The organism is Coprococcus sp. RTP21281st1_F1_RTP21281_210402, assembly GCF_040915325.1.
Lineage (GTDB): Bacteria > Bacillota > Clostridia > Lachnospirales > Lachnospiraceae > Coprococcus > Coprococcus aceti.
Window position 1 is genome coordinate 51947 of the sequence record NZ_JBCPDQ010000013.1, and the last position, 22492, is coordinate 74438.

Consider the following 22492-nt stretch of genomic DNA (forward strand, 5'->3'; position numbering starts at 1 on the left):
CATAGTATGTATCAGTTATATGTGATAGAAAAGGAGACTATTATTATGGAAGATATACAGTCAGTTGTAACAATAAAGGAGCTCTACAGCCTGGATCAGACCATGGCAAAGCCTCTTCTTGAGAAGCTTACCTATCCATGGGAGGCGCTTCCACTTATCAAGGATTTCGTGCTTGAGCTTGGAAAGAGTCTGGACAAGGATGAGTACAATGAGGTGGATGAGCATGTGTGGATCCACAAGAGCTGTAAGGTGTATGGAACAGCAACCATCCTTGGACCGACAATCATAGGTGCAGGCACAGAGGTTCGTCCGGGTGCGTTCATCAGAGGAAGCGTATTGGTCGGAGAGAACTGTGTGATAGGTAATTCAACAGAGCTCAAGAATGTCATCATATTCAATAACGTTCAGGTTCCTCATTACAACTATGTGGGAGATTCAGTCCTCGGCTTCAAGTCACATATGGGTGCCGGAAGCATCACGTCCAATGTGAAGTCTGACAAGACTCTGGTTCACGTTAAGGGAAATGTGGACGGACAGAGCTTTGACATTGCAACAGGACTTAAGAAGTTTGGTGCAATGCTCGGAGATAATGTTGAGGTTGGCTGCAACAGCGTCCTCAATCCTGGAACCGTAATAGGAAGATTCAGCAACATCTATCCTGTATCAAGAGTCAGGGGATATGTGCCGGGAGGCAGTATTTTCAAGGATAAGGATAACATAGTTGCAAAGCAGTAACGACTGTATAAACGGTGGGATAAATAAAGGACATATGACCGTATATAATACAAGATATATACGGTCATATGTCCTTTTGTTTTGGCAGAAAGCACCGTGACAGCTAGTTGATCACGGCATCCTTCAGGGCATTTCGTATGGAATCTATGATAAGTCTGGTAGTGTATGTGCTGTCTCCGGAAGGTGTTATATCGTCCACGGAAGATATGTAGTGAAGCTGAGTATTGATATCCTCGAGTGCCGTTTCAAGAAGTGGGTACATGGTGGTCACAGTCTCATCCACCTGTTTGAATGACACATCTGTGATGTAGTCCTCATCCACAGTGACCATGACGGACAGAGTGTTTTCTCCCAGAACAAGGGAAGATGAGTATGTCCCCGGTGTGTAATGTATCTCGTCGAGCTTAGGAGACGGATCAGTCTGGGCTGAGGTTGCGATGCTCCTGGCTGAACCACTGGTGTCATCCGAATCTTTGCCGCGGAACATGGTGATAAGTATAATGACAAATACGATCACAAGTGCCAGCAGTATGGCGGTGTATATGAGTTCTTTTGATTTTAATACGATAAGTTTAGTTGATGACATTATTTGCTCTCCCTGTTTTTTATATATTTTATTCACAAGAGAGCGATTTTATGAGAAAATTATTAGCAGATGAAAAAACAGCATAGATAACAGTATATTGAGGTGTAAGGAGAATACAGATGGCAATACAGTTTGTACTGGGACCCGCCGGTTCAGGAAAAACAGAATATGTGATAAAGAAGCTGATAGAGGAGTCGATGGCTCACGGAGACCTGAATTATTTGTATGTGGTTCCAGAGCAGTTCTCCATGGAGGCGCAGAGAGATATAGTGACCATGCATCCGAGGCATGGAACAATGAACATAGATGCCATAGGCTTCAACAGGCTTGCGTACCGGGTATTCGATGAGCTGTCAGTGAATCCGGGAAGGGTTCTGGAGGACTTTGGAAAGAGCATGCTCATCAAGAAGATACTTATGGAGTCACAGGACGAGCTTCTTGTTTATGGAAGCTATATCAACAAGATGGGCTTTATAGATGAGATGAAATCCATGATGTCTGAGTTGTTCCAGTATGCGGTTGACAGGGATTCGATCGACGCAGTCATGGACAAGCTGGATAAGGACAGTCTGGTATACAGAAAAATGCATGACATCAGGCTTATATATAAGAGATTTGAGGAGTACAACAGGGATGGCAGCTATATAGTTGCGGAGCAGCTCATTGAATTGCTGGCTGAATGCGTGGACAGGTCGGATATGCTGGCACACAGCCATCTGTATCTTGACGGATTCACAGGATTTACACCGGTACAGATGGATCTTATCAGGAAGCTCATGACACGCGTTGAGAGCATGATATTTGTATTTACGATAGATGCGTCGCAGATAGGCTTCACAAAGCCGAAGGAGTACGAGCTGTTCAGACTCACCAAGGAGACTATGCAGGCGCTTGTGAAAATGGCGGGTGATGAGCAGGTGGACATACTGGATAATGTCGTTATGTGTCAGGATCGCAGACCGTACAGATTCGAGAAAAGCAAGGAGCTTGCAGGACTTGAGGCCAATCTGTTCAGATACCCCCATGGCAGAGTCACAGGCGATGACGGAGACATACATGTGGTCGCTGTGGACAGGGCGGCAGACGAGGCTGAGTATATAGCGGGAAGAATACGAGAGCTTGTCAGGGACAAGGGATACCGTTATAAGGATATAGCCGTGGTTGCGGGTGATCTGCAGGATGTGGCAAGGTATTACCGTCAGGCGATGGAGGAATACGATATCCCTGTGTTCATAGATGCAAATATATCTCTTAAGGGAGATCCGTGCTCAGACACCATAAGCGCTTTCCTCGGTGTGATGACGGACAACTTCTCATTTGACAGCGTGTTCAGACTGTTAAAGTCAGGAATGACCGGTGTGGATCAGGACGACATTGAGAGGATGGAGAACTATGTGCTTCTCAGGAATCTCAGGGGTTACAGGAGCTGGACGAAGGAGATAACCGATGACAGGAATCCTGACTATGCGGCAGACATGGAGTCTATAAGAGCCCAGATCATGGAGCTTTTCCCGGACAAATGTATCGATGTGTGGAAGCCGGCAAGCCCTGGCTCCAAGAACACAGTGAGAACATATACGGAATCTCTTTACAGCTTCCTTGCGCAGCTTGATGTGTGCGGTAAGCTTGAGGCTCATAAGAAAGTGCTGTATGAGCAGGAGAGATGGGATGAGGGAGATGCATACGGAAGGATATTTGACAAGGTTGTTGCCCTGTTTGAGAAGATGGAGGCTATAATCGGCGATGAGAAGCTTACCGTAAAAGAATATGCGGGAATCCTGGATGCAGGCATAGCGGATATGGAGATCGGTATAGTGCCTCCGACTATAGACCGCGTGGTGGTCGGCGATATGACGAGATCAAGGCTCAACCATATAAAGGTGCTGTTCATGGCGGGAGTGAACGAAGGCATAATTCCGAAACCGGCCAAGAAGGGCAGGATACTCTCCGGTGCAGACCGCCAGAGTCTTGAGGACTACGGTATAGAGCTGGCTCCATCAGATAAGACAAATGCGTATATAGAACAGTTCTATATATACACCACGCTCACCAAGGCATCGGATATGATCTATGTGCTGTGCCGAAAGATCGGAGAGGATCTCAAGTCCATGAAGCCGTCATACCTGATAGACAGGATAAAGAATATATTCCCGGATATACGGACGGAGGAGTATGATGTGGACGGTCAGATGCCGGAGACTGCGGCGGGAGCGCTCAGATACATCATCAGACATTCTGATGACGTTGAAGCCGGGGAGACGTTGGACGCTGTCAGAAAACTGCTTTCGAAGATGGGATATGGCAGACAGCTCAGATCGATCAATTTCGGGCAGAATTATGTTAACTCGTCAAAAAATCTGTCTCCAGATACTGTACGCCTTATATATGGAGAGAATCTGGTGGAGAGTGTGTCCAAGCTTGAGCGGTATGCTGAGTGCCAGTTCAAGTATTTCCTGACATACGGACTTTCGCTCAGAGAGAGGGAGACATACAGGATAGGCGCTGCAAATGTTGGTAATATACTTCACAGCACCATGGAGAAGATATTCTCATTTGTCAGGATGTTCAGGGACAACGACTGGGTACATCTGGACGAGGCGGAGCTGGAACAGAAGGCGGTGGAATTTGCAAATGAATCTGCGGAGGATGAAGCCGGGCTGTACTTTGAGGATTCTTCAAGAGCGGCATACATGAAAAAGCTTCTGGCGGATGTTGCATCGAGGACAGCCAGGACGCTCCGCACATTTATCAGATGTGGGGAGATGGACCCGGAGAATTTTGAGCGGCGGTTCAACACATCGGAAAATGCAGACAACATAGACAGATATATATTCAACCTTCCAAATGGACTCACGATGAGCCTCAAGGGAGTTATAGACAGAATAGATGAATTTACGGATGACAGGGATGCTTATTTCAAGATTATAGATTACAAGTCATCTGATAAGAAGCTGGATATAGACAAGGTGCTCGGAGGACTCCAGATGCAGCTTGTGACATACGGTGCCATAGCCTGCGAGCTTGAAAAGCGCAGGATGGCACAGCTTGGAAGACCTGGTGGTATACATGTGGGCGGACTTCTGTATTATACCTTTGACAATCCGGCATGTGACGTGACGGCAATGGGAGATAAGATCAGATACACTGATGACGGCATGGGATTTGCGGCTGATGACGAGGTGTTCGGGGGAGTGCTTGTGGACACCTTCGAGAAGAAGATACTTGAGGAGTCCAGATATTCAGGCCTGTACAATGGAGATAACAGGGCGCTGAAGGTCATGGACAACAGCTCAGCGACACTCAAGAACGGACAGAGCCTTGAGGAGACTCTTATAACAGATCTCATGGAGGCGAACCGCAGGAACATAGAGAGGCTTGCCGGCAGTATAGCCGAGGGAAGCATCGAGATAAATCCGGTCAATGAGGGCAAGGCAAATGCGTGCAAATACTGTGATTTTAAGGGCATATGTGCATTTGACAGCAAGTATTCAGGCAATTCATACTCCAGGATCTATAGGGGCGAGGCGGAAAATTACAACCGCAAAGCTGAGGATATAAAGAATATCAAGACTGAATACAAGAAGGTCAGGAGCGATATGGAGAAGGCCGTTAAGTCATGTGACAGCGCCCGGAAAAAGTATGAGGATGCAAAGAAGAAGGTAGATGACCGCGGCGATAAGGCAACACAGAAGATGAGGGATACTCTCGAGAGCACCGGCAGGAAGCTTGCGGAGGAGAGGGCGCATCTTGAGGAGCTGAGGGAACTGTCTGAACAGATAGTGAAGAGAGCTGCTGAGTTCGATATAGAGATAAGTGAGGAATGATGACATGGGAAAAGATATGAAGACTGACAATGGAATAAAGTGGACAGACCAGCAGGCGCATGTCATCGACACAAGGCATGGCAATCTTCTTGTATCTGCAGCGGCGGGGTCAGGTAAGACGGCGGTGCTCGTGGAGCGTATCATAGAGATGGTGGCCGGAAGAAATTCGCGTGGTGACAGAATAGAGGGAAGCGAGCCGGTATCTGTGGATGAGCTTCTTGTCGTTACATTTACAAATGCGGCAGCGGCCCAGATGAAGGAGAAGATAGGACAGGCACTGCAGAAAAAGATAGATGAGATGATGGCGAAGGGCGAATATGACGAGCATCTTATAAAGCAGATGACATTGATCAACCATGCTGACATCTGCACCATAGACAGCTTTTGCCTTAGGATAGTGAAGGAATACTTTGCGAGGGTGGAGCTTGACTGTGCATTTGGCATAGCGGACGACACGGAGATGAAGATCATAAAGCGCGACGTGATGGATCAGGTCATGGAGATGTGCTATGAGGATGAATCGGTCGTGCCCGGTTTCGACAGGCTGATAATGACGTTTGCGAGAAATGAGAGTGACAGTGCCGTGCCGGATATCGTTGAGAGGATAATAAAGGTTATATCCAGCTATCCGGAGCCGAAAAAATGGCTTGCGCAGGCGGCGGATGCCATGAAATTTGTCGTGGATACATCATCCACTGAGGAGGAGAAGAGAAGAGAAGTCATGGGGCTTCCGATGGTCAGAACATTTGCGGACAGGGTGTACATGATGCTCAGAACTGCGGATGATATGGTCAGGGAGTGCCAGAAATATGCAACGGAGGCGTATGGCCTTGAGGCGTACGGACTCCGTGTGGATAAGGATGTTGAGTTGATAACACACATGCTCAGAAGCTGTGGCGGGGAAGACGACCTGCATGTTGACCTGTTTGAACTCAGAGATATATACAGATCGTCATTGAGACCGGAGGGACTCAAGATGGAGAAGGATGCCCAGGGCCGGAGTATATGCTATGCATTTGACAGATTTGTGAACCCGGGCGGTGGAGCTGACCCGGAGAAGAAGGAATTTGTCAAATCAAGGCGGGATGTGTATAAGTCGATCATAGACGACATAGTTTCGGTCGTCCTGGATGTGGATGACATTCTGAGGCAGGCAGCCATGACTGAGCCAGTGATATCATCACTTTTGAAGCTCACCGGGCTTTATATGGATGAGCTGATGAAGGTCAAGATGGACAAGAATATGTTCGAGTTCCACGACATAGAGGAGTTCGCGTTCAGGATACTTTGCGATGGAATAGAGGATGGCAGGGCTGTCCCTTCAGAGATTGGAAAGGAAGTCTCAAGGCGGTACAGGGAGATACTTATAGATGAGTATCAGGACAGTAACTTTCTGCAGGAATACATTCTGGCAAGTGTGTCGGGACACGGTGAGGATATCCACAACACATTCATGGTCGGCGATGTTAAGCAGAGCATATACAGATTCAGAATGGCGAGACCGGATCTGTTCATAGAGAAGTATGACAGCTACCGCAGGCTGGGTGATGCTGACATAGCGGACCCGGACATAGATGGCAACAGCATACTGCTGACCAGAAACTTCCGAAGTGAGATAAATGTGTTAAAGACGGTGAACTCAATATTTGCCCAGCTCATGAGGCGAGAGCTAGGAGACATAGAGTACGATGAGGGCGCAAAGCTCAATTCCAGATTTGCCATAAGTGACGGAGAAGGGATGAAGGAGCCGGATGACGTGGATCATGGCCCTGTATCAGAGTTCATACTCATAGACAACAATATGAGAGAAGCGGATGTATCTGAGGAGTATGGCAATCCTGAGGTTGAGGCGAATTATATCGCCGGTAAGATACGTGATATTGTTGACGGAAGTGAACCTCTGTATGTTGGAAGTGGTGCTGACAGGAGACCTGTCAGATATAAGGATATCGTCATACTGCTTAGAAGTGTGTCCACAGCATCCACCATATTTGACAGGGTATTTCAGGAGAAGGGCATACCTCTGTATATTGAGAGTGAGAGTGGCTACTTTGATGCTGCTGAGATACGGACACTGGTCAGCATGCTCTCCATAGTTGATAACAGCTACGTGGATTACGACCTGGCTGCTGTCTTAAGGTCGCCACTGGTGGGCCTTGATGAGGAGGAGCTTGCGGTTATAGTGGGTGAATACCGCAGCAGATACGAGAAGAACGGCACGGACTGGAACGCCAGACTTTATGACAAGGTCATAGATTATATGGACACCCATGTGGGCGAGAAAAAACACGCTGTGGACAGACTGTGGGAATTCCTCCGCATGCTTGACTATCTCAAGAAGAATAAAAATTATATGTCCATAAGCGACATAATAAGATACGTGCTGGACACCACCGGATTTTACTGGTTTGTCGGTGCCAGACCGATGGGAAGAAGACGCCAGGCGAATATCGACATGCTCATCAAGAAGGCGGATGATTTCGAGGAGAACAGCAAGGGCGTGTTCAACTTCATCCGATATGTTGATGAGCTCAAGACAAATGATCTGGATTTTGCAGAGGCTGATGTGGTCAGTGAGAATGAGGACGTCGTCCGAGTCATGACCATGCACAAGAGCAAGGGACTGGAGTTCCCTGTTGTATTTGTGTCTGGGCTCGGCAAGGAGTTTAATCTGATGGACACCAGATCAAATGTGCTTGTCCACCAGGATCATTATCTGGCGTGCGACCAGGTCGACCTCAGAACAAGAGCCAGAAGAATGACATTTTTCAAGCGGATAATGAGTAAGAATATCGTTGCGGAGACCTATGCCGAGGAGATGAGAGTCCTGTATGTGGCGTTAACCAGGGCAAAGGAAAAGTTGTACATGACCGGGTGCGTGAAGGATGCAGATAAATTCAAGGCAGCCTGTGATATGTATATAATCGGAGACAGGATGAATTATGCATCTATCATGAAAGCAAATGGCTATGCCGCCTGGATATATACCGCGCTCAGATATGTGGGAGAGTGCGATCATGTGAAGAGCATCGAGGTGGAGGCCGACAGCTTTATGTCTCCTGAGACTGATCAGGATGAAGCAGAAAATATGACAGTGGAAGCCTCTGAAGCGAAGCTCGACAAAGAACTTTATGACCATGTGAAGAACGGACTGGAATTCAGGTATGGCTACAGACATTCGGGGCTTAAGAGCAAGATGTCCATAACCGAGATAAAAAGACTTCAGGCGCACGGTGAGGATGCCATTACACCGGATATCCTAACCAGCAGGGAGTACAGTGCCAGAAGTGAGGTCCCAATCCCAGCATTCATGAGTGAGGAGAGGATAGTCCATGGAAATGAGATAGGAAACATTTATCACAAGATCATGGAGCTTGCAGACTTCTCAGGGAAAACTGTTGCGGATGCAGAGAAGGATGTCGACAGAGTGTTTGAGCTTGGGTTATTTGATGAGCTGTATAGAGAGCGGATAAGACCAAAGAAGATATATAAGATGATACACAGTGAGATAGGACAGCGCATGGCGGCTGCGGGCAAGTCGGACAGACTGTACCGTGAGAGACAGTTCTACATGATGATGAAGCCCGGAGAAATAATGGGCTCACTTAAGGACTGCGGAGACGAGACGATAGTTGTACAGGGAATCATAGATGCCTACTTCGAGGAGGATGGCGGCATAGTTCTTCTGGATTACAAGACAGACAGCGTGAAGGATGCGTCGGAGCTGGTTAAGAGATACCATGTCCAGCTCGACAAATACGCCGATGTGCTTGAACAGCTCACCGGCATGAAGGTTAAGGAGAAGGTCATATATTCATTCTGTCTTGATACAACGGTAAACTTGTAAACCGTACGCTGAATTGATATAATAAGACCGGGTATGCAAAAACGATATAGTGATGAAAGGACATGCGCATGATAATAGCGGAGAATCTTAAGAAGGTGTATGGCGGAGACATTGTATCAGTTGATGATCTCAGTTTCCATATACACAAGGGTGAGATAGTAGGATTTGTTGGACAGAATGGTGCGGGTAAGACAACTACCATCAAGATGCTGACAGGTATACTTATGCCGACGGAGGGCAGAGTAAAGATAAATGGTTTCGATATGAGAGAAAAGCCGATGGAGGCCAAGCAGTCCATGGGTTATATAGCCGACAATCCTGATATATTTCTCAGACTTACGGGACTTGAGTATGTCAATTTCATCGCTGATATATATGGAGTATCGACCACCGAGAGAAAGCAGAGGATAGAGCAGATGGCTGAACGCTTTGGTATGGAGGACAGCCTGAACAGACAGATGGTCAGCTATTCCCACGGTATGCGCCAGAAGATGATGGTCATAGCTGCGCTTGTGCACAATCCACCTGTATGGATACTCGACGAGCCTATGACGGGACTTGATCCGAATGCGGCATATGAGCTCAAGAAAATGATGCGTGAACATGCCGACGCAGGAAACTGTGTATTCTTTTCAACACATGTTCTCGAGGTTGCAGAGAAGCTCTGCGACAAGATAATCATGATAAGAAAGGGAAAGGATATATACCAGGGAACTCTGGATGAGCTTGAGACACAGCACAGGAACAAATCTCTTGAAGAGATATTTGTGGAGATGACGCATGAAGAATTTTAGGATATTGCTCAGTATGATAAGCAGGAATAATGATATGGAGATGCCGGAGCATGGGGACAAGGCAAAGGCATATAAGGTCATGGGAATCATCGCCATGTGCTGTATCATGATCCCGTGCTGTATCGTTGTGGGATTTATAGTTTACATAATGACTGCAGCACTCATGGAGGCGGGAGGCTGTACAGAGGGACTCAACCTCGTTATCCAGCTCATGTCGGTGTTCGGCGTTATATTCAGTATAATGGTCATATTCAATCTGCTTTATTTTTCATCTGATCTTGATCATTTACTGCCGCTGCCTGTGAAACCGGCAGAGCTTGTGGCCGCCAAGTTTACACACGCATATTTTGCCGAGAGCGTCATGGAGTTTATGGTTCTCTTCTGTGGATTTATCGGTTACTTTGTAGCCGCAGAGATAAAGCCGGTATCCGTGATAACCTCATTACTTGGCGTATTTTTACTTCCGGTTCTGCCGCTGGTGTACTGTGGTATATTTGCACTGATAGTCATGGCGTTTTTCAGCAGACTCAAACTGCTCAGAAATGTGGACTTCATGGTGGGACTTGCGGTTGTAGTGTTTGCAGGCCTTTTCATATGGTCATTTGCACAGATGGACTCTGTGAATATAAATAATTACATAGACAGCCTTAAAAATGGTGACAATATATTCATAAAGGTAATGAACAATATATTTTTCACGGTTCCGCTGTTCCTGAAGGCATTGGGCAGTAACAACATCGTGTATATGTTGCTCTTTGTGCTTGTGAACGCTGGCTGTGTGGCACTTCTGTTTTTCCTTGGAAATCTGCTGTACCTCAGGGGCGTATACCTTGTGTCATCCACCGGAAGGTCAGGACGCCGCCAGAAGGAAGTTGTCGGGCTGCAGGACTTTGCCATAAAGACACCGTTCAGATCATATATGGCAAAGGAGATAAAGACACTGGTGAGGACTCCGGCATACAGGAAGTATTGCGTTGTGGTCAACCTGATATGGCCGATACTCGTTGTGGCATTGTTCAATATACCTGCAACTGCGGATTCGATCAGGGCATTCAGAGACACATTTGGAAGAGGGCTTTTCCTGGCTGACATGGTCATGCTGGTTGCGGTCATCGCCCTGGCATTCTTTGCAACAGCGATGAACAGTATCGCATCCACGGCGTTCACCAGAGAGGGAAGCCATATATCATTTATAAAGCACATCCCGATGACATATGATCTCCAGATCCGCGCAAAGGTCTGGGTTAGCATGCTGTTCAGCGGAGTGACGATCGCGGTTACCACGGTTATCCTCTGTATATATATGGAGTGTAGTGTTATAGACAGTGTGTATTATGTTGTGCTGGGAATCCTCGGCTCGGGCATTTGCACATACACAGGTGTGCTTCTCGATTCAACACATCCGAAGCTTGACTGGGAGGATGAATACGGTGCGCTCAGAGGCAATCTGAATGCATTCTTTAATATGGCTATTGCAATTGTTATAGCAATTGTTTTGTGTGTGGCAGGATATCTTGTTTTCAAGTTTACAATGATCCCGTCATATGCAGTATATATTATTTTCTTTATAATAATGGGAGCTATACTCGTTATCCTGCGCAGTATTACTATGCGCAGGAGTGCGTGGAATATAGACACTGATGTGTACAGTTATTAACAGGAGGCAATGAAAATGGCACAGAAAAATGCGTGGAACAAATACAAGAAGGATGAGATAAAGGAGCTGGAGAGCCTGTGTAAGGACTACAGGGAATTCCTTGACAATGGCAAGACAGAGAGAGAATGCGTTAAAGAGATCGTCAGACAGGCAGAGGATCACGGCTACAGAGATCTGAAGAAGATCATTAAGAACAAGGAGAGCCTTGCAGCTGGAGATAAAGTGTATGCCGTGTGGATGAACAAGACGGTCGCCATGTTCAATATAGGAAAGAAGAAGCTTGAGAAGGGCATGAACATACTCGGTGCACACATTGATTCCCCTCGAATGGATGTGAAGCAGAATCCGCTTTATGAGAAGGGCGGATTTGCATATCTCGACACTCACTATTACGGCGGAATCAAGAAGTATCAGTGGGTAACACTCCCACTTGCCATACACGGTGTTGTTGCAAAGACAAATGGTGACGTTATGACAGTGAACATAGGAGAGGACAAGAATGATCCGGTATTCTGTGTTACAGATCTTCTCATACATCTCTCTCAGGAGCAGCTCAAGAAGAGAGCGGATTCAGTGATAGAGGGAGAGCAGCTTGACATACTGTTTGCAAGCAGACCGCTTGAGGGCAAGGAGAAGGAGGCTGTAAAGGAAGCTGTACTTGCGCTCCTTGAGAAGAAGTACGATATGAAGGAGGAGGATTTCCTCTCAGCAGAGCTCGAGATCGTTCCTGCAGGAAAGGCAAGGAACTGCGGTATAGACGAGAGTATGATCATGGCATATGGCCAGGACGACAGAGTGTGTGCATACACATCCCTTGTCGCCATGCTTGAGGCTGACGATCCGGAGAAGACGACCTGCTGTCTGCTCACTGACAAGGAGGAGATAGGAAGTGTTGGAGCAACAGGAATGCAGTCACACTTCTTTGAGAATACTGTAGCTGAGATCATGAACGCCATGGGTGGCTTCTCAGAGATCTCACTCAGAAGATGTCTTGCATCGTCAAGGATGCTGTCATCGGATGTATCTGCGGGCTTTGATCCTACATTTGAGTCAGCATTTGACAAGAAGAATGCGGCTATCTTCGGTGAAGGAATGGTATTTAACAAGTTCACAGGATCAAGAGGAAAGTCAGGATCAAATGACGCAAATGCAGAATACATGGCGGCTATAAGAAAGATCATGGATGATGCGGAGATCACATACCAGACAGCCGAGCTCGGCAAGGTAGATGTCGGTGGCGGCGGAACCATCGCATATATACTTTCACTGTATGGTATGGAGGTAATAGACTGTGGCGTGGCTGTACTCAACATGCATGCACCATGGGAAGTGACATCCAAGGCAGATATATATGAGACCAAGAAAGGATATGTTGCATTCCTCAAAGAGGCGTAGGAGCGGACATATCTTCGGAGGAAAAAATGAGAGATCATCAAAAGAAACTTATCATATACGTGATAATACTTGCCGTGGCGACAGTGATGTGGCCACGGCTTAGTGTGTTTGCAGATGAGGATTTTACATCAAATTATAACCAGAGGACATTCTCCGATACCGATGGGTTTGACAGTGGAGAGGCAAATTGTGTGTGCCAGTCTGTGAGTGGATACATATGGATAGGTACGGACAACGGACTTTACAGGTATGACGGAAGTGAATTTACACTGTTCTCACTGGACGGTGACGAGGATGCCACGAAATATTCGATCAACTGCATTTATCTCACAAGTGATGAGAAGCTGTATGTTGGAACGGACAACTATGGACTCTACATGTATGATAACGGAACCTTTCAGAGAGTTTCCGAGATGTACAATCTGGGTGTGTCGACCATCAACGCCATGTACGAGGACGATAACAAGAATCTGTGGATAGCGGCCTCGTCGGGAATATTTCGTCTGTCATCTGACGGTGCGGAAGCTCTGGCTGATGATGTCGTGTCAGGACTCAGCGTGGGAAATATATCAGGACATGGGGACTATGTGTATGCAATAGCCAATAATGATATTTTGATAACCGTTGATCCTGAAAGACATGTCTCCATAACCAACAAGTCAGAGTACAGGGTCGACGATATAAACTCACTGTATGTTGACGAGAATGGCAACAGATATTATGGATCCGCCGGATACAGCATCCTTAAGATAGGAACAGACGGCAAGAATGAGATCATCAACACGGGCAACCTTCACGGAATCAACAAGATATATTCGGATGGCGACAACATCTGGGCGCTTGCCGATGACGGTGTTGGATATATCTCATCAAAGGGTAATGTGACAGCCATCGGGGGACTGAGCTTTAACGAGTCGATGAGCGATATGATCATAGACTTTGAGGGCAATTACTGGTTTACGTCATACAGAAAAGGTATTCTTCAGTTGGAGAGGAGCAAGTTCCAGAATGTCACCATGAAGTACGGCATAGACAGCTCCATCGTGAACTGTGTGACGAGCTACAATGGCAACACGTTTATAGGAACTGATGAAGGTCTGTATATCGTAGATTCAAATGGCAAGCTTGTGATGAGTGCGGACAATGAGCTCGTATCAAAGCTCAGCGGTATAAGTATACGAGATCTGTATGTGGATTCGGACGATCATCTGTGGATAGCTACATATAAGATATATGGTGTAATAAAGGTGAGCCGAAACTGGCAGTACAAGAGCTACAGCCGTGGAGAGTCATCACTCATAAGCAATGCCGTGAACTGTATAACTGAGATAAAGCCGGGAACGGTGGCGGTTGGAACAGAGAACGGTATATCTGTGATAGAGGGCGATGATGTCGTAAAGAGCATATCGAGACTGGATGGACTTGATAACCCTGACATAATCAGCCTGTACGCAGACGAGACCGGCGAGCTGTATGCCGGTTCCAACGGCGCTGGCGTGTTTATAGTTGACACGGATTATACTGTCGGCAAGATGAAGCTGGATGATACCCAGAAGATGAGCGTTGTGTCAAGTATGGTCCGCGGAAGCAGCGGTTTGTGGATAGGAACGGACAATGGTCTGTATTATCAGGAGGGAACCGTCAGACAAGTCACCACCGTGGATAACACCAACGGTATATACGATCTCATAATGGACGATCAGGGATACCTGTGGATGTTTGGTTCCAGAGGTTTATACAGATATTATGAGAAGGATATACTGAGCAATGCCTCACCTGAATATATAAGCTTTACGAAGAACGACGGAATAATATCCAACATAACAGAGAAATCAACCAACTATGTGTCAAAGACAGGCGTTGTGTATGTGTGCTGCGATGAAGGGCTGTGCAGGATAAATCTCAATTCAGAGTATGTGAACGAGGTAGCTCCTAGGGTTCGTATTGCCTCCATAGAGGTGGATGGAACTGAGCATCAGTTCTCAGATCTGGACGGACAGATAGATGTGCCGAAGAACACCAACAGAATAACTATCAAGTTCTCAGTCCTTAGTTATGTAAACCGTGCTGACATATCAGTGGAGTATTACCTTGAGGGCTTTGAGAGCGAGAAGAGAACGCTCACGGGAACTGACAAGATGGAGGTCGAGTACACCAATCTTGAGGGAGGTACTTACCGTTTTATGTTAACTGCAAAAAATGCGGACGGCGTGGAGTGTGAACAGCCGCTTACATTTGTCATAGACAAGGAACTTGGTTTTTTCGAGACGAATCTGGCAAAGATGCTCCTTGTGATATTTATAGTTCTTCTTATCTTAGTGGGAATAGCTGTTGCGAGAAGTATCTTCAAGCTTCTCAGAAGACAGAACGAGCAGGTGGAAGAGCTCAGCAAGAAGAGTGAGGAGGCGGAGAAGTCCAATCAGGCAAAGAATGATTATGTAAACTATCTTAATCATGAGATAAGGACTCCACTCAATAACATAATCGCCATCTCAGAGCTTGCCATGAGAAACTGTCAGGATACCCAGAGTGATGAGTATGCACAGTACGGTGCCATGTATGCTGCGGGAAGAGAGATACTCGATATGTCCGATGGAATATCGAAGCTTTCAAACCTCAAGGACGACATCATAGAGCCGGAGTACAAGCAGTATTTTGCCTCGGATCTCATAGATGAGCTCTCCGACGAATTCAAGTCCATGGTGAACAGTGATCTCATCGATCTCAAGGTCAGCATTGAGGACAAGATACCGAACGGACTCATAGGAGATATGACGGCGGTGAGAGAGATTCTTGAGAACATATTTGCATGGTCCGCAAATACTACAAAAGAGGGCTATATAAGCATAGACATTGACTGGCGTATAGCCAGAAGAGCTGACGAGGATGTAGATGAGGCGGAGGCCGAGGATTACACAGTCAGTGAATTCTCGGAGCTCATAGAGGAACCGGAGACTGAGATATCCCGAATATTTGACAGGGATCACGATGAGATATATCTGGACTTCAAGATATCGGATACAGGACTTGGAGTTAAGGAAGAGAGACTTGGAACATTGTTTGAGCTGGATGACTCCTATGAGAGATCAGATATAGGAATGTTCAGAGTCAGTCTTGGCCTTGCCATAGCCAAGGAGCTTGTGCGTATGCTGGATGGAAGCATCAGCGCAGAGAGCATATATGGCGCAGGAACGACCATACGCTTCAGCATCAAGCAGTCAGTGTTTGATTATAGTTATGTCAACTACAATGAGAGAAAGCGCAAGGAGATGGCGAGAAGAAATGCCAATTCACATCTGTGGCTGCCGGATGCCCGCATACTTATAGTGGACGACTCAGAGCTTGCATTACAGGTGGAGAAGACCATATTTGATACATATGGTCTGGCGTGCGACACAGCCACATCGGGATTTGATGCACTTGATAAGGTCATGGTGGAGAATTACGATATGGTATTTATCGACACCGTTATGCCTGTCATGGATGGACTGGATACCGTCAGGGAGATGAGAAATCTTGACGGTGAGGAGTACAAGAAGATGCCTATCATTGCGCTGTCCGCCAACACGGTCGAGACATCCAGAGAGGAGATACTCACATCGGGCTTCAACGATGTCATAGTTAAGCCGATAGAGCTCGATCAGGCAGAATCCATGCTGAGGACTTATATATCGGAGGACAAGATAAAGGAGAGAGACACAGAGCTTTCCCAGTCCGATGATGACATCAACTATATGGAGGATGCAGTCCTGCTTGGAAGATTTGTGTCCGTGGAAGATTCCGTCAAAGCCATGGGTGGAAGCTTCAGAACCTTTAACACATTTGTCAGAAATTACAGGGATGAGTACCGGGAAGAGGTACAGCAGCTCAGAAAATATATAGACGACGATGTGAGAAAGTACAAAAATATAATCCATGACATCAAGAGCAGCAGTGCAAATATCGGGGCTTACGGAATCGAGCGCAAGGCGGCCAACCTGGAGTCTGCGATAAATATCGGAAACCAGCAGTATGCCCGCGATAATACCCGCGATTTTATAGCTATGATGAACGACTTCTTCAAGCAGATAGACAAGTATATGTCAAAGATAAATCATGTGGAGGAGCCTGCTGAGAAGGAAGTCCGGGATGGAATAAACAAGAGCAAGCTCAAGGAGCTCAGGGCATTCTTGAGAGCGGGGGACCGCGAACCTGTGGAGGACCTTATACGTGATATTGACAGGTACTCCTACGGAGATATAGACACAGAGTTCTTCACTGCACTTAAGGAGTATGTGGGAACCGGAGATTACCAGACCTCCAGTGAGATGATAGACCAGTATCTCAACAGTATCTAACATTATATAAAGTGCGCAGGCAAAATAAGCCTGCGCTGCAATATAAATAAACAAGAAAAGAGGAAATGAAAAATGAGAGTAGCAATTATCATGGGATCAACAAGTGATCTGCCAAAGGTTGAGCCGGCAGTATCAATTCTTAAGAATTACGGTGTGGAGGTCGATGTGAGATGCCTTTCAGCACACAGAGCACACGCAGGACTTTCAGAATTCATCGAGGAAGCTAACAATAACGGAACAGAGGTCATAATCGCAGCTGCAGGAATGGCGGCAGCACTCCCTGGAGTTGTGGCATCACAGACAGTTCTCCCTGTTATTGGAGTACCTCTCTCAGGCGCAACTCTTGATGGAATGGATGCACTTCTTTCTATCGTTCAGATGCCTTCAGGAATCCCTGTTGCAACAGTTGCGATAAACGGAAGCAAGAATGCTGCATATCTTGCCCTTCAGATAATCGGTGTCAACAACGAGGCAGTCAGATTAAAGCTTCAGGATGAGCGTAGAGACATGGAAAAGGCTGCCATGAAAGCTAACGAAGAAGTAATAGAAAAGTTTAAGTACTAACTTTACAATTAAAAAGTGGAATGTTAGTATGTTGGATGGATGGTATTCGAAAGAAGCTGTACCTGAATCATGCTTCCACAGGAAGCGCATACACGGATACTGACAACAGATTTAAGCAGGTGATTGTATGAGGATTGGATTTATTGGAGCTGGAAAAGTCGGATTCACATTTGGCAGGTATATCGCAGAGAAGAGAGAGCTTGTCAGAGAGAAAACGGATGGAGCATTGTGCCTGGAGGTTGGTGGATATTTTAGCGCCAGCAGACAGAGTGCGGAGCTTGCAGCAGAGTTTACCGAGACCTGTGTGTACGACAGCCTGGAGCAGCTGTGTGAGTATAGTGAAATTATTTTTCTCACCGTTCCTGACGGACAGATAGGAGAGGTGTGGAAGAGTATAAAGGATCTTGACATTCGTGGCAGGATCATTTGTCACGCCAGTGGGGCGATGACATCAGATATTTTCTCAGGTATAACAGAGGCGGGAGCCTTTGGTTATTCGATTCATCCTATGTATGCAATAAGTTCAAAGTACGAATCCTATAAAGAACTGGACAATTCATTTTTTACAGTTGAGGGAGATGACAGACATGTCGATAAGGTATGTTCTGTCATAAGAGCCCTCGGCAATAGCTGTGTGCGCATTGATGGTACCGACAAGGTGAAGTATCACGGCGCTGCGGTGTTTGCAAGCAATCTGGTAACAGGGCTGCTGGCGGTTTCACAGGAGCTTCTGACACAGTGCGGCTTCTCGGCGGAGGAGGCACAGAGGGCTATAGTGCCTTTGTTCCTCGGCAATGCGAAAGCTGCGGCTGACAGGGGAACGGTTGACAGCCTGACAGGGCCTGTTGAGAGATGCGATACAGAAACTGTGAGAAAGCATCTGAATGCATTGAGCGGAGATGAACGGAGCGCATATGCTGCGGTGTCCAGATGCCTTGTGCCGGTGGCAGAGAGAAAGCACCCGGACAGAGATTATAGCGGTTTGATACGTCTACTGAACGGAATAGGAGAATTTAATTATGAAGAACACGACGGCAACACTCAGGCAGATGAAGGGAACGGACAAGAAGATATCCATGATCACAGCGTATGATTACACCATGGCGAAGATCGTGGATGAGTCAGGAGTCAACACTATTCTTGTTGGAGATTCCCTGGGCAACACTATCCTCGGATATGAGGACACGATCTCTGTAACTGTTGATGATATGATACATCACAGTGCAGCGGTGGCAAGGGGCGCAAAGAATGCTCTTGTTATCACAGATATGCCATTTATGTCCTATCAGACAAGCGTGTATGACGCGGTTGTCAATGCCGGAAGGATCATGAAGGAAGGACGTGCCGGAGCGGTGAAGCTTGAGGGCGGTCAGGACATGTGTCCGCAGATAAGCGCCATAGTCAAGGCGAGCATACCTGTATGTGCACATCTTGGACTCACACCACAGTCTATCAACGCATTTGGCGGATTCAAGGTGCAGGGCAAGACAGAGGCTGCAGCCAAGAAGCTCATAGAGGATGCAAAGGCTGTTGAGGAGGCAGGCGCATTCATGCTCGTAATGGAGTGCGTACCGGAGAAGCTTGCGAAGATAGTCACAGAGACAGTAAGCATCCCTACCATAGGAATAGGCGCAGGCCGTTACTGCGATGGACAGGTGCTTGTAAATCAGGATATGTTTGGCATGTATTCAGACTTTGTTCCAAAGTTCGTAAAGCAGTTTGCAAATGTGGGCGATGTTATGAGAGGTGCGGTTAAGGCTTATATCGATGAGATAAATGCCGGAACATTCCCGGGCCCTGAGCACACATACAAGATAGACGATGAAGTAATAGAGAAGTTATACTAAAGGAGAAAACGATCATGGTAATTTTAAAGAAGATAGATGAGGTAAGAGCGCAGGTTAAAGAGTGGAAGAAGCAGGGACTTACAGTTGGTCTTGTTCCTACAATGGGTTATCTTCACGAGGGACATCAGAGTCTTATCAAGAAGTCAGTGGAGCAGAACGACAGAACAGTTGTAAGCGTATTTGTAAATCCTATACAGTTTGGACCAAACGAGGATCTTGAGAGCTATCCAAGAGATCTTGAGGCTGATGCAAAGCTCTGTGAGAGCACAGGTGCAGACATCATATTCAATCCGGAGCCTGAGGAGATGTACGCAGACGGCTTCGTGTCATTCATCAACATGACAGGACTTCCAAATGCACTCTGCGGACTTACACGTCCAATACATTTCAAGGGTGTATGTACAGTTGTAGGAAAGCTCTTCAATATAGTTACACCTGACAGAGCATACTTTGGACAGAAGGATGCCCAGCAGCTTGCCATCATCATGAGAATGGTCAAGGATCTGAACTTTGATATAGAGATAGTCGGCTGTCCGATCATAAGAGAGGCGGACGGACTGGCAAAGAGCTCAAGAAACATCTACCTCACACCAGAGGAGAGAAAGGCTGCAGTAGTTCTCAGCAAGGCCGTAAAGCTTGGTCAGGACATGATAGCTGACGGAGAGAGAGACGCAGCGAAGATTGTTGGTGAGATGAAGAAGCTCATCTCTGCTGAACCGCTTGCAACTATCGACTATGTAGAGATGGTCAACATGGATACCATGCAGTCCATAGAGAAGGCAGAAGGACATGTACTCTGTGCAATGGCAGTCAAGTTCGGCAAGGCGAGACTGATTGACAACTTTATAGCTGAGTTATAGAATACAGCCTTTGAAGAAAGGATAAAATACACAGTATGTTAAAAGGGAAGACAGTAGTTCTCGGAGTCACAGGAAGCATTGCGGCATATAAGATAGCCAATCTGGCAAGTATGCTGGTGAAAAAGCATGCGGATGTGCATGTCATCATGACGGAGAACGCAACAAACTTTATCAATCCGATCACATTTGAGACGCTCACAGGCAACAAATGCCTGGTCGATACATTTGACAGGAATTTCCAGTTCAACGTGGAGCACGTAGCATTGGCAAAGAGGGCGGATGTGTTCATGGTGGCACCTGCGTCGGCCAATATAATCGGCAAGATAGCGGGGGGAATAGCAGACGATATGCTCAGCACAACGATCATGCCGGCAAAATGTCCTAAGATCATAGCACCGGCCATGAATACCGGAATGATAGAGAATCCTATAGTACAGGACAATATAAAGAAGCTTGAGTCATATGGATATGAGATAGTGGAATCCGCAACTGGATACCTTGCATGTGGAGACACAGGCAAGGGCAAGCTCCCTGATGCGGAGGTTCTTCAGGATTATATCCTTAAGGCCATAGCGAAAGAAAAGGATATGGCCGGGGTGAGACTTCTGGTTACGGCAGGCCCTACCCGTGAGGCCATAGACCCGGTCAGATATATAACGAATCACTCCACAGGCAAGATGGGATATGCCATTGCCAGACAGGCCATGCTCAGAGGGGCGGACGTCACCCTGGTCACAGGCAAGGTGGAGATAGAACCGCCGAGATTTGTCAATGTGATTGACATAACATCGGCTCAGGATATGTATGAGGCTGTCATGGACAGAAGTACAGAGCAGGACGTGATCATCAAGGCTGCTGCGGTGGCTGATTACAGGCCTGCAGAGGTGGCAGAACACAAGATCAAGAAGGCTGATGGAGACATGAGCATCAAGCTTTCGAGAACGAAGGATATTCTGCTTGCACTTGGAAATCAGAGAATTGAAAAGGGGATACAGGATCAGATCATCTGCGGATTCTCAATGGAGACAAGGGATCTCATAGAGAATTCAAGGAAGAAGATAGATTCAAAGCATATAGATCTTATTGCGGCAAATAATTTAAAGGTCGCAGGGGCGGGATTTGGTGTTGACACCAATGTTCTCACTCTCATTACAAGGGACAGTATCAGTGAACTTCCGATGATGTCAAAGGAAGAGTGTGCAGACATGCTTCTTGACAGAATAATGGAGATGCGTAAAGCTGCAGACCTGTCCTGACAGGAGTAATATTTTGAAGCAGATAGATAGAAAAAAACTCAGGGCTGTGTGCTCTGTGTTGTTTGTGCTTTATATAATCTGTATCGTTTACTTTCTTATTTTCAGCGATATGTTTGGCAGAGGGGGATATGATGAACGCAGATACAATCTTCACCCTCTGCAGGAAATACAGCGGTTTATCACATACGGGGATCAGATGTCGCCAATGAGTGTATTTCTGAATCTTTATGGCAATATAATCGCATTTATACCGTTTGGTATGCTGCTCAGATGGGCGAGAAATAAGAACACGACATTTGTACAGGCTCTGCTGTACTCTCTGGGATTTACACTTGCCATAGAGACGGTGCAGTACATAACCAAACTGGGTGTGTTCGACATCGATGACATCATCATGAATACGCTTGGTGGAGTCATAGGATATTGTATATATTACGTTACAGCAAAACTTATCAGGAGATATCATGCAAAGAAGTAAGGAATTCAAAGTTTCGACACCGGGTCTGCCGACGGACACCATAATTGGATACTTTCTGGGCGGATTTGGCGGAGTGTTTGTGGTCATATCCATCATAAAATCCATACTTACCCAGGGAAAGGTACAGAGGGTGTACGGAGTCCTCATGGTCAGCGCGATGCTGATGGCATTTACAGGCCTGGTATTCTCGGCCATAGGCTACAGGGCGGACAACGGAGGTATAACAAACAAGAAGATGGCGATCATACTTAATGTTATAGTTCTTGGAGCGTCTGTTATATTTTTATTGATGGGATTATAGAAAGGGCATGC

General features: G+C 46.5%; 15 protein-coding genes. 14 read left to right on the forward strand and 1 reads right to left on the reverse strand.

Annotated elements, in window-relative coordinates; all coding sequences use genetic code 11:
* Positions 1 to 45 precede the first annotated feature (45 nt).
* Positions 46 to 735 (forward strand): hypothetical protein, encoded by a 690-nt coding sequence (locus AB5150_RS14505; protein ID WP_015535088.1) that lies wholly within the window; start codon positions 46 to 48, stop codon positions 733 to 735.
* A 103-nt stretch (positions 736 to 838) separates the two neighbouring features.
* Here the strand turns inward: AB5150_RS14505 and AB5150_RS14510 are convergent, their stop codons facing one another.
* Positions 839 to 1321 carry a hypothetical protein gene (locus AB5150_RS14510; protein ID WP_055146811.1) on the reverse strand — a complete coding sequence of 161 codons (483 nt, stop codon included), beginning with the start codon at positions 1319 to 1321 and terminating at the stop codon, positions 839 to 841.
* 119 nt (positions 1322 to 1440) lie between these two features.
* On the opposite strand from AB5150_RS14510, the gene AB5150_RS14515 reads away from it, so the two are divergent.
* The 13 genes from AB5150_RS14515 (at position 1441) to AB5150_RS14575 (ending at position 22481) form a co-directional block, all read left to right on the forward strand.
* Positions 1441 to 5145 (forward strand): PD-(D/E)XK nuclease family protein, encoded by a 3705-nt coding sequence (locus tag AB5150_RS14515; protein WP_349093173.1) that lies wholly within the window; start codon positions 1441 to 1443, stop codon positions 5143 to 5145.
* Positions 5146 to 5149: 4 nt separating this feature from the next.
* Positions 5150 to 8992 carry a helicase-exonuclease AddAB subunit AddA gene (addA, locus tag AB5150_RS14520; RefSeq protein WP_349093174.1) on the forward strand — a complete coding sequence of 1281 codons (3843 nt, stop codon included), beginning with the start codon at positions 5150 to 5152 and terminating at the stop codon, positions 8990 to 8992.
* Positions 8993 to 9060: 68 nt separating this feature from the next.
* The gene (locus tag AB5150_RS14525) at positions 9061 to 9786 is read left to right on the forward strand and encodes an ABC transporter ATP-binding protein (RefSeq protein WP_022216895.1); all 726 of its coding nucleotides are present in this window, start codon (positions 9061 to 9063) and stop codon (positions 9784 to 9786) included.
* Positions 9773 to 11443, forward strand: coding sequence for a hypothetical protein (locus AB5150_RS14530; RefSeq protein WP_055223398.1), 1671 nt, complete (start codon positions 9773 to 9775; stop codon positions 11441 to 11443). The genes AB5150_RS14525 and AB5150_RS14530 overlap by 14 nt, the downstream gene beginning before the upstream one ends.
* A 15-nt stretch (positions 11444 to 11458) precedes the next feature.
* On the forward strand, positions 11459 to 12838 hold the full coding sequence (locus tag AB5150_RS14535; RefSeq protein ID WP_022216893.1) for an aminopeptidase: 1380 nt from the start codon (positions 11459 to 11461) through the stop codon (positions 12836 to 12838).
* 26 nt (positions 12839 to 12864) lie between these two features.
* Positions 12865 to 17175, forward strand: a complete 4311-nt coding sequence (locus tag AB5150_RS14540) for a hybrid sensor histidine kinase/response regulator (protein ID WP_022216892.1) — start codon at positions 12865 to 12867, stop codon at positions 17173 to 17175.
* 72 nt (positions 17176 to 17247) lie between these two features.
* A complete protein-coding gene (gene purE / locus AB5150_RS14545; RefSeq protein WP_015535082.1) occupies positions 17248 to 17739 on the forward strand; it encodes a 5-(carboxyamino)imidazole ribonucleotide mutase in 492 nt (163 codons plus the stop codon).
* 127 nt (positions 17740 to 17866) lie between these two features.
* Positions 17867 to 18832: a Rossmann-like and DUF2520 domain-containing protein gene (locus tag AB5150_RS14550; protein WP_117874935.1), complete on the forward strand. Its 966-nt coding sequence runs from the start codon at positions 17867 to 17869 to the stop codon at positions 18830 to 18832.
* Positions 18759 to 19586: a 3-methyl-2-oxobutanoate hydroxymethyltransferase gene (gene panB, locus AB5150_RS14555; protein WP_015535079.1), complete on the forward strand. Its 828-nt coding sequence runs from the start codon at positions 18759 to 18761 to the stop codon at positions 19584 to 19586. The genes AB5150_RS14550 and panB overlap by 74 nt, the downstream gene beginning before the upstream one ends.
* Positions 19587 to 19600: 14 nt before the next feature.
* A complete protein-coding gene (gene panC, locus AB5150_RS14560) occupies positions 19601 to 20446 on the forward strand; it encodes a pantoate--beta-alanine ligase (protein WP_015535078.1) in 846 nt (281 codons plus the stop codon).
* A gap of 35 nt (positions 20447 to 20481) precedes the next feature.
* Complete coding sequence (gene coaBC, locus AB5150_RS14565) at positions 20482 to 21702, forward strand: bifunctional phosphopantothenoylcysteine decarboxylase/phosphopantothenate--cysteine ligase CoaBC (protein ID WP_368292108.1); 1221 nt, start codon at positions 20482 to 20484, stop codon at positions 21700 to 21702.
* A gap of 13 nt (positions 21703 to 21715) precedes the next feature.
* Positions 21716 to 22180: a VanZ family protein gene (locus tag AB5150_RS14570; protein WP_022216887.1), complete on the forward strand. Its 465-nt coding sequence runs from the start codon at positions 21716 to 21718 to the stop codon at positions 22178 to 22180.
* Positions 22167 to 22481 (forward strand): hypothetical protein, encoded by a 315-nt coding sequence (locus AB5150_RS14575; RefSeq protein WP_015535076.1) that lies wholly within the window; start codon positions 22167 to 22169, stop codon positions 22479 to 22481. Before AB5150_RS14570 ends, AB5150_RS14575 begins: the two co-directional genes overlap by 14 nt.
* The last annotated feature ends 11 nt before the right edge of the window (positions 22482 to 22492 follow it).